9 protein-coding genes are annotated in these 11,477 nt (G+C 66.0%); 4 read left to right on the forward strand and 5 right to left on the reverse strand.

Going from position 1 to position 11,477, the window contains the following annotated elements; genetic code table 11:
* Nucleotides 1-43: 43 nt before the first annotated feature.
* The 5 genes from LPA45_RS22215 to LPA45_RS22235 all read right to left on the reverse strand — a co-directional run bounded on the left by LPA45_RS22215 (nucleotide 44) and on the right by LPA45_RS22235 (nucleotide 6,759).
* Nucleotides 44-1,681, reverse strand: a complete 1,638-nt coding sequence (locus tag LPA45_RS22215; protein WP_116319668.1) for an ABC transporter ATP-binding protein — start codon at nucleotides 1,679-1,681, stop codon at nucleotides 44-46.
* Nucleotides 1,682-1,713: 32 nt separating this feature from the next.
* Nucleotides 1,714-2,553, reverse strand: coding sequence for an ABC transporter permease (locus LPA45_RS22220; protein ID WP_029044537.1), 840 nt, complete (start codon nucleotides 2,551-2,553; stop codon nucleotides 1,714-1,716).
* A complete protein-coding gene (locus tag LPA45_RS22225; protein WP_317921273.1) occupies nucleotides 2,550-3,554 on the reverse strand; it encodes an ABC transporter permease in 1,005 nt (334 codons plus the stop codon). The genes LPA45_RS22220 and LPA45_RS22225 overlap by 4 nt, the downstream gene beginning before the upstream one ends.
* Nucleotides 3,555-3,712: 158 nt before the next feature.
* Entirely contained in the window at nucleotides 3,713-5,317 is a 1,605-nt protein-coding gene (locus LPA45_RS22230) for an ABC transporter substrate-binding protein (protein WP_317921274.1), read from the reverse strand.
* Between the two features lie 86 nt (nucleotides 5,318-5,403).
* Nucleotides 5,404-6,759 carry an ArgE/DapE family deacylase gene (locus LPA45_RS22235; RefSeq protein WP_116319670.1) on the reverse strand — a complete coding sequence of 452 codons (1,356 nt, stop codon included), beginning with the start codon at nucleotides 6,757-6,759 and terminating at the stop codon, nucleotides 5,404-5,406.
* Nucleotides 6,760-6,933: 174 nt separating this feature from the next.
* Here LPA45_RS22235 and LPA45_RS22240 point away from each other — a divergent pair, with 174 nt between their 5' ends.
* The 4 genes from LPA45_RS22240 to bcsP all read left to right on the forward strand — a co-directional run bounded on the left by LPA45_RS22240 (nucleotide 6,934) and on the right by bcsP (nucleotide 11,470).
* Nucleotides 6,934-8,529 carry a PLP-dependent aminotransferase family protein gene (locus LPA45_RS22240; protein ID WP_199414587.1) on the forward strand — a complete coding sequence of 532 codons (1,596 nt, stop codon included), beginning with the start codon at nucleotides 6,934-6,936 and terminating at the stop codon, nucleotides 8,527-8,529.
* A 146-nt stretch (nucleotides 8,530-8,675) separates the two neighbouring features.
* A complete protein-coding gene (locus LPA45_RS22245; protein WP_116319671.1) occupies nucleotides 8,676-10,094 on the forward strand; it encodes an FAD-binding oxidoreductase in 1,419 nt (472 codons plus the stop codon).
* Nucleotides 10,095-10,428: 334 nt separating this feature from the next.
* Nucleotides 10,429-10,884 (forward strand): cellulose biosynthesis protein BcsD, encoded by a 456-nt coding sequence (bcsD, locus tag LPA45_RS22250; RefSeq protein WP_116319672.1) that lies wholly within the window; start codon nucleotides 10,429-10,431, stop codon nucleotides 10,882-10,884.
* An 85-nt stretch (nucleotides 10,885-10,969) separates the two neighbouring features.
* Nucleotides 10,970-11,470 carry a cellulose biosynthesis protein BcsP gene (bcsP, locus tag LPA45_RS22255; protein ID WP_116319673.1) on the forward strand — a complete coding sequence of 167 codons (501 nt, stop codon included), beginning with the start codon at nucleotides 10,970-10,972 and terminating at the stop codon, nucleotides 11,468-11,470.
* Nucleotides 11,471-11,477 lie beyond the last annotated feature (7 nt).

The raw sequence follows: 11,477 nt of genomic DNA on the forward strand, positions 1-11,477 counted from the left end.
CCAGTTATTCTTGCGGTTGCGACGTGGTTGGTGCCCGCGCCGCTCAGGCGGCGGCGCGGATCAGAGTGGGGTCCCATTCCTTGCCGGGAATCGCGCCGATCAGGCGCTGGGTATAGGCGTGCTGCGGCGCGTCGAAGATCTGCCCCGGCGGGCCGGACTCGACCACGCGGCCCTTGTGCATCACGAGCACGTGGTGGCAGATCTGCGCGGCGACGCGCAGGTCATGGGTAATGAAGATCAGGCCGATATTCAGGCGCTTCTGCAGGTCGGCCAGCAGCTCCAGCACCTGCGCCTGCACCGAGACATCGAGCGCCGAGACCGACTCGTCGGCCACCAGCAGCTTGGGTTCGAGCGCCAGTGCCCGCGCGATGCCGATGCGCTGGCGCTGGCCGCCGGAGAACTGGTTGGGATAGCGGTCGAACGCGGACGCCTCCAGCCCCACCAGCTGCAGCAGTTCACGGGCGCGCGCCTGTGCGGCCGCCAGCGGCACGCCATTGGCGACCGGGCCATCGGTGATGATGCGACCCACCGTGTGGCGGGGATTGAGCGAGGCAAACGGATCCTGGAAGATCATCTGCACGTCGCGGCGCAGCGGGCGGAACTGGCGCTCGGACAGCCGGGCGATGTCCTGGCCATCGAACATCAGCGCGCCGCCATCGATATCCGTCAGGCGCAGCAGGCATTTGCCGATGGTCGACTTGCCCGAGCCCGACTCGCCGACGATGCCCAGCGTCTCGCCGCGGCGCACCGTGAAGCTGACGCCATCCACCGCATGCACCACGCGCTTCTTGGTGAAGAGCCCGCCGCCGGTCACATAGGTCTTGCGCAGGTCGCGCACCTCCAGCACGGTCTCGCTCTCGTTGCGCCCGCGCTCGCCGGCACGGCCGTGCGGCACCGCGCCGATCAGACGCTTGGTATAGGCATGCTGCGGGCGGTTCAACACCTGGTCGGCGCTGCCCATCTCCACCAGAACGCCCTTCTCCATTACCGCCACGCGATCGGCGATCTCGGCCACCACACCGAAGTCATGGGTGACGAACATCACGCCCATGCCCTTCTCGGCCTGGATACGGCGGATCAGGTCGAGGATCTGCGCCTGCGTGGTGACATCGAGCGCGGTAGTCGGCTCGTCGGCGATCAGCAGCGCCGGTTCGAGCGCCAGCGCCATGGCGATCACCACGCGCTGGCGCTGGCCACCCGACAGGCGGAACGGATAGGCATGCATCAGCGTCGCCGGATCGGGCAGGCCGACGAACTCCAGCAATTCGAGCACCCGGCGCGCACGCGCCTCGCCCGAACAGGCGTTGTGCACGCGCATGACCTCGGCGATCTGGTCGCCCACGGTCATCACCGGGTTCAGCGCGGACAGCGGCTCCTGGAACACCATGGCCATGTCCTTGCCGCGCATGCCGAGCAGCGTGGCTTCGTCCTGCGTCAGCAGGTCGCGGCCCTTGAACAGGATCTGGCCCTGCTCCGGCTTCAGGTAGGTTGGCAGCAGGCCCATGATGGCGTTGGCGCTCATCGACTTGCCAGAACCCGATTCGCCGACGATGCAGAGGATCTCGCCGGCATGCAGGTCATAGGAGATATCGCGCACCGCGTAGGGGCGGTCGCCGCCCGCGGGCAGCGCGATCGAGAGGTCGCGGATCGACAGCAGGGGCGCTTGGTCGCTGGTCTTCATCACAGTTGTCCTTTGCATTTCCAGGCGGGCGCTCACTCGCCGCGGCGGCGCAGCTGCGGGTTCATGGCGTCGTTCAGGCCCTCGCCGATCAGGTTGATCGACAGCACCGTCAGCAGGATCGCCACGCCGGGCCATACACTCATCCACCACGCTTCGCGGATCATGGTGCGCGCCGCGCCGATCATGAAGCCCCAGCTCATCATGTTGCGGTCGCCCAGCCCCAGGAAGGCCAGCGCCGATTCGGTCAGGATCGCGGTGGCGACCATGAACGAGGCCGACACGATGATCGGCGACATGGCATTGGGCAGGATCTGCGTGGCGATGATGCGCACCGGCTTCTGCCCGATCACCACCGCGGCCTGCACGAATTCGCGCTGCTTGAGCGACAGGAACTCGCCGCGCACCAGGCGCGCCACCGGTGGCCACGACACCACCGAGATGGCGGCGACGATGGAATAGATCGACGGGTTGAAGATCGCCACGATCACAACTGCCATGGCCAGCTGCGGAATGGTCTGGAAGAACTCGGTGATGCGCATCAGCGCATCGTCGACACGGCCGCCGCAATAGCCCGCGACCGCGCCCACGGCGATGCCGACGGCGAGCGCCACCGCGGTGGAGATCACGCCGACCAGCAGCGAGACCCGCGCGCCGTAGAGCATGCCGGCGGTGATGTCGCGCCCGAGCATGTCGGTGCCAAAAGGAAGCGCCGGGTCGGTGAACGGCTGCACCAGCGGCTCGGCCACCATCAGCCACGGCGACTCTTCGTAGAAGATCGGCGCAAGCACGGCAAGTGCCAGCACGCCCAACAGCACCAGCAGGCCGATCACCGCGCCATAGTTGCGGCAATAACGTTGCAGGAAGGCTTTCATGCGGTGGCTCCCTTGCCACCCGCGGCGATGCGGGGGTCGATAAAGCGGTAGATCACGTCGGTCACCAGGTTGAAGAACACCACCAGCGCCGAGGTCACGAAGAAGATGCCGAGCAGCAGCTGGTAGTCGCGCTGCAGCAGCGCATCGAACATCAGCCGGCCGATGCCCGGCCACGAGAACACGGTTTCGGTCAGCACCGCGCCGCCGGCCATCTGGCCCAGCTGGATGCCAGCGAAGGTGATCACCGGCAGCAGCGCGTTGCGCAGCACATGCACGCGGATCACGCGGCCAGCGGGAACGCCCTTGGCGCGCGCGGTCTTGACGTAGTCCATGCCCATCACCTCCAGCATGGAAGCGCGCGTCAGGCGCACGTACACGGCCATGAAGAAGCAGCCCAGCGACACCGTCGGCAGGATCAGGTGCAGCGCCACGTCCTTGACGCGGGCCAGGCCGGTGTAGCCGGCGCCGATGGTCTCCATGCCGAAGGCCGGCAGCCAGCCCAGCACCACCGAGAACAGGATGATGGCCATCAGCGACAGCCAGAACAGCGGCGTCGCATACAGCAGCAGCGCGCCCGACATCACCGCGCTGTCGATCCAGCGGCGCCGGTTCTCGTAGCGGGTGCGCGCCGCGATCACGCCGAGCAGCACGCCCAGCACGATGGAAAAGAGAAACGCCCCGCTCATCAGCAGGAAGGTCGCGGGCAGCCGGTCGAGGATCAGGTCCAGCACCGGCAGGTGGTTGCGGTATGAGTAGCCCAGGTCAAGCTGCGCCACGCCCTTGAGATAGATGCCAAGCTGGGTCATCACGGGCTGGTCGAGCCCGAACTGCTCGCGCAGCTGGTTGACGAAGGCGGCGTCGCCGGCACCGGCTTCGCCCGCCATCACGGTGGCCGGGTCGCCCGGCGCCATCCGGATCAGGAAGAAGTTGATGACGACCACGCCAAGGACGACCACGACGGCCTTTCCGAGACGGGCGCCAAGAAAGGATAGAAAGTTCACGGCTTGCTCCACGCTGGCGGCCGGGCTGGCCACCACGGCACTGGGATGCAGCTGGCCCTCGCCGTTCCCCATGCGGGGCGCGGCGATGGCAGCGGATTTCAGGCTTCAAGATTGCCTGCCCGCGCCGGCTCGGGCGCGGGCAGTGGCTCCGGTCTCGCTCAGTTCTTCTCGAGCGAGACGTTGTCGAAGGACTCGTTCAGGCCGATGGCGGTGGTCACGAGGTTCTTGACATGCTTGCGATACAGCGTGGGGAACTCCACCTCGAACAGGTTGGCGTTGGCCACGTCGGTCACCAGGATCTTCTGCAGCTCGCTGTACAGCTTCTGGCGCTCCGCGGTGTCCATGGTCGAGCCGGCCTTGGCCCACAGCTCGTCAGCCTTCGGATTGCTGTAGCCCTGCACGTTGGCGAACGGCGTGCCTTTGACGATATTGCGCGTCACGTAGAGCCGCTCGACGCCCAGCGCGGGGTCGCCGTACTGGTAGGTGTAGGTCGTGGTCAGGTCGAATTCCCAGTTGCTGACGCGTGCCGACCAGGTGCCGGCGTCGGCCGATTCGATGCTGACCTTGAAGCCGAGCTGCTCGAGCATCTGCTTGACGTACTCGTCTAGGCGATCCCAGTTGGCGCCGTACGAGGTCGACAGGATCTTGACCGGATACTTGCCCACGTCAACGCCCGACGCCTTGACCAGCTCGCGCGCCTTCTTCAGGTTGAAGTCGTACTCGGGCATGTTCTTGTCGAAGAACAGCGTGGTCGACGAGAACGGGCTGACCGCCGGCTTGCCCATGCCGAAGAAGATGTTGTTGACGATCATCTTGCGGTTGAGCACGTGCATCACGGCCTGGCGCACCTTGACGTTGTCGAACGGCGGCTTGCGCTCGTTGAGCAGCATGCTGGCCATCGGCGAGAACATTTCCCAGCCCTTGGTGGTGTACTCCACGTTGGGCAGCGCGCGCAGGCGCTTGACGTCGACGTTGTCGACATCGCCGCCGCGCAGCACCTGCACGTCGCCCTTCTCGAAGGCCACGGCGCGCGAGGCGGAATCGGGGATCACGTAGAACACCAGCTCATCCAGGTAGGGCTTGCCCGCCTTCCAGTAGTTGGGGTTCTTCGCCAGCTTGATATAGGCGCCCTTCTTCCACTCCTTGAACATGAAGGGGCCGGTGCCGACCGGCTTCTGGTTGGCCGGGTTGTTGCGGTAGTCGGTGCCGTCGTAGATGTGCTTGGGCATCATCGGCATGGTGCCGGTCTCGAACATCGAGATAAACGGCGGGAACGGCTCCTTGAGCTTGATCTCGACGGTGCTGTCGTTGACCGCGCGGATCGACGCCATGTACTTGTTGATGACCGCGCGCGTGCGCACGTGCACGTCGCGCAGCATCTTGTCGATCGAGAACACTACGTCGGCGGACGTGAACGGCTTGCCGTCATGCCATTTCACGCCCTTCTGCAACTCGAAGGTGTAGGTCAGGCCGTCCGGCGAGATGGTCCACGACTTGGCCAGCTCCGGCTGCGGCTTCAGGTCGGCGCTGTAGGTCAGCAGGCCCTGGTAGATCTTGCCGGCGACGTACTGCGTCGGCGCCTGCGAGTTCATCGCGCTCACCAGGATCGGCGGCTCGGGCTGGACGATACCGGACAGCGTGCCGCCCTTGGTCTGGGCAATGGCGTTACCTGCCGGCAATGCCAGCGGCAGCAGCGACAGGCCGGCGGCGGCAAGCGCCATCGAAAATGCTCTCTTGGTCAGGCGCATCGTGAATCGGTTCATCGGGCAGTTCCTCAGTTTGGCTCGGATTGGCTCGGAGCAGTGATGACTTTGGGATGGCAAGCCGGTTGTGCTTGCGCGCGGCTTCTTCAGGCCGCGTCGCCGGCCGGTTCCACGCCGCACCAGTCCACCAGGAACTGGGCCAGCGTCGTGGTCACTCGCACCATGCTTTCCAGCGACACCGATTCGTCGATGCCGTGGATATTGCGGGCCTCGGGGCCGTAGCAGGTCACCGGCGTTTCCAGGCCGATGCGGAAATGCCGGGCATCGGTGGTTGCCGTGGTCGCCTCGCGGCGGATCGGCGTGCCATTGACCTTGCGGTGCGCTTCGCCCAGCGCCTGCATGCTGGGCACGTCGAGATCGAATTCGCAGCCGGGGGCGTGGAAGCCTTCATAGCGGATGCGCAGTTCGAGGTTGCTGGCCAGGCGCTCCACGGTGGCGCGGATGCGCGCTTCCACAGTGGCCTTGGCCTCGTCGATATCCATGCTGGGGAAGAAGCCGATGCGCACGCCCAGCGTGCAGGTGCACGGCACCGACGAGTTCCACTCGCCGCCCTGGATCTGGCCGAGATTGAAGTTGATCGGGTGGGCGTGGTCGCGGTAAGCCGCCGGGCGGTGCTCGGGGCGGTTCCATTTGGCCTCCAGCTGGCGCAGGTCTGCCATCACCGCGATGCCTGCCTCGACCGGGTTGACGCCGCTGGTCATGTAGGCCGCGTGCGCCGGCTTGCCAGTCAGCTCGATGAACATCCAGAACACGCCGACCTGCGCGCTCATCAGGCTCTCGCCCAGCGGCTCGGGAATGATCACGGTGTCGAAAGATGCCAGCTTGCCGGCCCCAACCGCGCTGCGCAGCGCCGCCACCGTGGCCAGCGCGCCATTGCCGGTGTTCTCTTCTTCCAGCACGGCATTGAAGCCGACCGCCCCCGCCGGCTGCAGGCCCAGGCTGGCAAGCGCCTTGAACGCGGCCAGCGCGCACACGATGCCGCCCTTCATGTCGCCGGCGCCGCGGCCATAGAGCCAGCCATCCTTAACCACCGGCGCGAACGGCGACTGGCTCCACATCGATTCCGGACCGGTCGGCACCACGTCGAGATGCCCGTTGAACAGCACCGAGCGCCCGCCCTTGCCGCTGGGCCGGTGCGTCGCCAGCAGGTTGTAGCGGCCGCCGTCCGGGCAGCACGCCGGCGAGTACATCGGCAAGTGGCGGATGTCCTCGGTGCGCAGCGCGATGCGCTCGGAAGCCAGGCCCAGTTCGGCCAGCGCGCCCTCGATGAAGTCCGCCGCGGGCTGCTCTTCGCCCGACGGGCTCCTGGCGGCCACGAAGCCGGACAGCTTCTCGACCATATAGGGCAAGAGTTCACGCACGGCCTGCGAGAGTTCAGCGGTGGTGGGTACCGCCGCCTGTACGGGGGACAGACTGACCGTGAGGGAATCGGGACCTGACATGAAAACTCTCCTGGCGAGGGGGACGCATGAGGGGGACGCATCAAGGGGACGCAAAGCCAACGCATCGATCGGCAATCACGAAAAATTTCTCGATGACGCCAACCACGGATGGAAAATTAAACGATCGTTGGTACCATACATAGATCCATATTCACGATATTTGCTGGAGCCACTTTGAAGGAAACGATTCTGTCCGAGTTGTTGCTGCAGCGATTGGAGCGCCCGGCGGGAACGCAGGCGGACCGCAACGGGACGCATATGAACCGCCAGCTGTATGAGCTGATTCGCCAGGAAATCCTTGCTGGCTCTATCTCCGCGGGCAGCAAGCTGCCCGCATCGCGGCTGCTGGCGACGGAGATAGGGGTTTCCCGCAATACCGTTTTGTACGCGTATGAGCAGTTGCTGGCAGAAGGCTACGTCACCGCATCGACCGGACGTGGCACCTTTGTCTCGCAGACTTTTCCCGACCATAGTGCATTGCACAAGCCTGGTGCCCGGATTGGCACCACGCCTGTGCCCGCAGTGCAGCAAAATTCAAACCGTTTCGATCTGTCACGGCGCGGGATGCACCTCGTGTCCAACGCCGGCGCGTCGGATCGGCAGTGGGGCGCCTTCATGGCGGGCGTGCCCGATGTCTCGCTGTTCCCGCACGCGACCTGGGCCCGGCTGCTGAACAAGCACTGGCGCAACCCGCGTCCGGAACTGCTGACCTATGCCCACCACGGCGGCTATATGCCGCTGCGGCGCGTGCTGGCCGAGCACCTGCGGCTGGCGCGCGCGGTGCGCTGCGAGCCCGAGCAGATCATCCTGACCACCGGCATCCACCAGGCCATCGACCTGATCGCGCGCCTGCTGGCCGATCCGGGCGACAAGGCATGGATGGAAGACCCCGGCTACTGGGGCACGCGCAGCCTGCTGACCAACGCGGGCGTCGACGTGATCCCGGTGCCGGTGGATGACGAAGGCATCGCGCCCGATGCCGCCACGCTGCAGGACCCGCCCCGCTTTATCTTTGCCACCCCCTCGCACCAGTACCCGCTCGGCACGGTGATGAGCCTGACGCGCCGGCGCATGCTGCTGGAATATGCGCGGCAGCGCGGCGCCTGGATCGTCGAGGACGACTACGACAGCGAGTTCCGCTTCGAGGGCAGGCCGCTGGCTTCGCTGCAAGGCCTGGACGAGCACGACCGGGTCATCTACATGGGCACCTTCTCCAAGACGCTCTTCCCCGGGCTGCGCATGGGCTTCATGGTGCTGCCCAAGCCGCTGGCGCCGCATTTCGCCACCGGCCTGTCGGAACTGTTCCGCGAGGGACAACTGATGCAGCAGGCGGTGCTGGCGGACTTTATCGAGGAAGGCCACTACGCCACGCACCTGCGCCGCATGCGCCAGCGCTATGCGCAGCGCCAGGGGCTGCTGCGCGAGGCCATTGCGAAGCGCTTCGGCCAGGACTGGCCCACCTCCACGCATGAGGCCGGGCTGCACCTGGTGATGCACTTGCCGCCGGGCGCCGACGATCTCGGCATCAGCATGGCGGCGCGTACGCAGGGCCTGTCGGCGCGGCCGCTGTCGCGCTACTACAGCAACGAGCAGCGGGCGCGGCAAGGGCTGCTGCTGGGCTACGCCTGCGTACCGGAGGACGACATCGGCCCCGCCTTCCACAAGCTGGCCGAAGTCATCGAACCCGCCATGGATCACCTGGCCCGCACGCGCCAGCCGCCGCGCGAGTTCAGCGCGCGCATCAACAACGAAGCATGGAGCGGTGCATAAGGCAAGCACGTGAAGCCGGGCGCAAGGCGTGGTGCCACCGCGCCGGCGCCGATTGGCTCTTATCACCATGCGCGGCCTTGCCATAGCATTCGTGGCTGCGCCCAAGCACTCTCCCCCGCTCATCCACGCAACCGGAAAGACCCTCGATGGCAACCGTGCAAGACCCCTCCGCCCTGCTGGCCGAACTGGCCGGCGTTCTCGACTCCGCCGGCCTGCAAGTTGGCGATGCCATCGAAACCCGCTTCCGCAAGGACTGGTACGCGCCGCTCGATCCCCAGCCGCCGATGGCGGTGGCGCGGCCGCGCAGCACGGCCGAGGTGTCGGCGGTGCTGGCGATCTGCAATCGCCACCGGCAGCCGGTGGTGCCGCAGGGCGGCCTGACCGGCCTGGCGGGCGCCGCCACGCCCGCCGGCGGCGAACTGGTGCTGTCGCTCGAGCGCATGCGCGGCGTGGAAGAGATCGACGCGCAGGCCGGCACCATGACCGTGCTGGCCGGCACCACGCTGCAAGCCGTGCAGGACGCTGCGCGCGCGGCGGACTGGCTCTTTCCGGTGGACCTGGGCGCGCGCGGCAGTTGCCAGATCGGCGGCAATATCGCCACCAATGCGGGTGGCAACCGCGTGATCCGCTACGGCATGATGCGCGAGCAGGTGCTGGGCCTTGAAGCGGTGCTGGCCGACGGCACCGTGGTCAGCTCGCTCAACAAGATGCAGAAGAACAACGCCGGCTACGATCTGGGCCAGCTCTTTATCGGCAGCGAAGGCACGCTCGGCGTGATTACGCGCGCCGTGCTGCGGCTCGCGCCGCTGCCAGGCTGCACGCAGACCGCGCTGTGCGCGCTGCGCAGCTACGAAGACGTGGTGGCGCTGCTGCGTCATGCGCAGCGCCGCCTGTCCGGCCGCGTCTCGGCCTTCGAGGCGATGTGGGCCGATTTCTATGACCTGGTGACAACGCGCGTGCCCGGCGTGCGCGCCCCCCTGCCGGCCGGCTCGCCGTTCTATGTGCTGGTCGACCTGCAGGGCAATGACGCCGACCAGGACGCCGCGGCCTTCGAATCCATGCTGGAAACGGCGATGGAAGCCGGCCTGATCACCGACGCCGCGGTGGCATCCAGCGAGAAGGAAGCCGAGAGCTTCTGGAAACTGCGCGACGCGGTCGCCGAGTTCCCCGTGATGTGGGCGCCCAATGCCGCCTACGACGTCAGCCTGCCGATCGGCCAGATCGGCCGCTTCGCCGAGAGCCTGCGCGCGGCGGTGCTGGCGCGGTGGCCGCACGCCGAGCTGGTCAACTTCGGCCATGTGGGCGACAGCAACCTGCATGTCAGTGTCTATCTGCCTGGCGCGACCGCAGAAAATTTTCCGGAGCATGAGATCAGTGAGGTGCTCTATCCGAAGGTGCGCGAATTCGACGGCAGCATTTCCGCAGAGCACGGCATCGGCACGCACAAGAAGCCCTTCCTCGGGCATTCGCGCACGCCGGCGGCGCTGGGGTTGATGCGCTTGCTTAAGCGTTCGCTGGATCCGAATTTGATTCTGTGTCCGGGGCGGGTGATTGACGTGGAATGATTAGCCGCCGAATATTTCAATTTAATGCCGTTTCGGCATTTTTGGCATATTCGGCTCGATGACGCCCCTCTGCGATCGCGCGGTTGTTTAAGGCCCGACTTTGGTGCGCGTGAGAATTAAGCGCCGCAAATGGCGTATGCCAGATTGAAATGACTTTGACGCGACATTTCCATTTATATGTAGGTACTTAATAGATTTCCATAGCTTTCCATAGCTTTCCCAAAAAGGTGTTGCTGGCGCGCATCGTGTGTTTTTTACAAAACCTTTGCGCAGACCTAAACAATCGGCCACCATTCGTTCCGCAGAAAAATAAGACGAGAACGGGGAATCTTAAGTGGACGATGCTTTACTTCAATACCTGACCGAGCGTCACGCCTCAATACAATGGCGTGATTTCATCGAAGCCTTGGTCGAGGAAATGTCCGCACAACTGAGCGATGCCGGCGTGACCGCGATCATGGCAGCGGCCGGCGCCCGTTTCGCCGCACGTTTCCCGCTCGGCGCCTGCAATACGGTTGAAGATCTCGAACGCGCCATCGCACAGACCTGGCTGGACATCGACTGGGGTTGGACCAGCATTTCCGACACCGGCGATGCCCTGCTCGTGCGCCACCACTGCGCGCCCCGCTCCCGGCCGGATGATGGCATTGCCGCGCCCTGGCAGGCCGCATTCCTGACTGGCGCCTACCAGCACTGGTTCCAGTCGCTCGGATCGCCCGGCTTGCTGCAGGTTACGCCAGCGTCACCATTCGATGCGACCGGAAGCATGAGCTTCCGGCTCGGACGCTGAACAGCCACAGGTTCCACCACCCCAGTCCATTGATTCCGTAGCCGTGCCGCGTTCCTGCCCGGGGCGCGGGCGATTTCCTGTTGCCATGAGCCAGTCCGACGATCTGTCCAAGCTGTTCAGCCGCTTTGGTGGCCACCCCGAGACCTACCGCGAAATTGTCCGCGAGGACGCTGCCGAAGAGGCCCAGCAGCGTTGGCCATTGCTCGCTGCGCTGCGGGTAGATCGCAACACAGTGGTGCCGCCGGTGCAGGCACTGGGGATCGGCATGCCGGTGGCGCCCGCCGCCGCGCAGCCGGTCGTTGCCGCGCCGGTCCAGCCGCCGGTCCAGGCCGGCGCGCCCCATCCGGTCCTGAACACGCCAGCACAGCCCTTGCAACCCGCTGGCTGGGCGAATGCCCCGGCAACCGCCGATGTCGCCGCGGAACCCCGGCCGGCCGCTGCCGCGCCCGCTGCCGCCCCAAGACCCGCCGGCCATACTCCGCTGACCCAGGTCTTCGCGCGGCTTGAGGGCCAGGCCATGCCGGCGGCGCAGCCGGAGCACACGCCGGCCCGCCGTTCCTTCCTCGATCGCCTGAAGCGCAGCTGAGCATCCG

It is taken from the genome of Cupriavidus sp. Agwp_2 (assembly GCF_040784895.1).
In the GTDB taxonomy this organism is placed as follows: Bacteria; Pseudomonadota; Gammaproteobacteria; order Burkholderiales; family Burkholderiaceae; genus Cupriavidus.

Bases quoted from the DNA above. Each gene is read 5' to 3' on its own strand.
- bcsP (WP_116319673.1), top strand. From the start codon at position 10,970: ATGAGCCAGTCCGACGATCTGTCCAAGCTGTTCAGCCGCTTTGGTGGC.
- LPA45_RS22235 (WP_116319670.1), bottom strand. From the start codon at position 6,759: ATGTCAGGTCCCGATTCCCTCACGGTCAGTCTGTCCCCCGTACAGGCG.
- LPA45_RS22230 (WP_317921274.1), bottom strand. From the start codon at position 5,317: ATGAACCGATTCACGATGCGCCTGACCAAGAGAGCATTTTCGATGGCG.
- LPA45_RS22220 (WP_029044537.1), bottom strand. From the start codon at position 2,553: ATGAAAGCCTTCCTGCAACGTTATTGCCGCAACTATGGCGCGGTGATC.
- LPA45_RS22215 (WP_116319668.1), bottom strand. From the start codon at position 1,681: ATGAAGACCAGCGACCAAGCGCCCCTGCTGTCGATCCGCGACCTCTCG.
- LPA45_RS22245 (WP_116319671.1), top strand. From the start codon at position 8,676: ATGGCAACCGTGCAAGACCCCTCCGCCCTGCTGGCCGAACTGGCCGGC.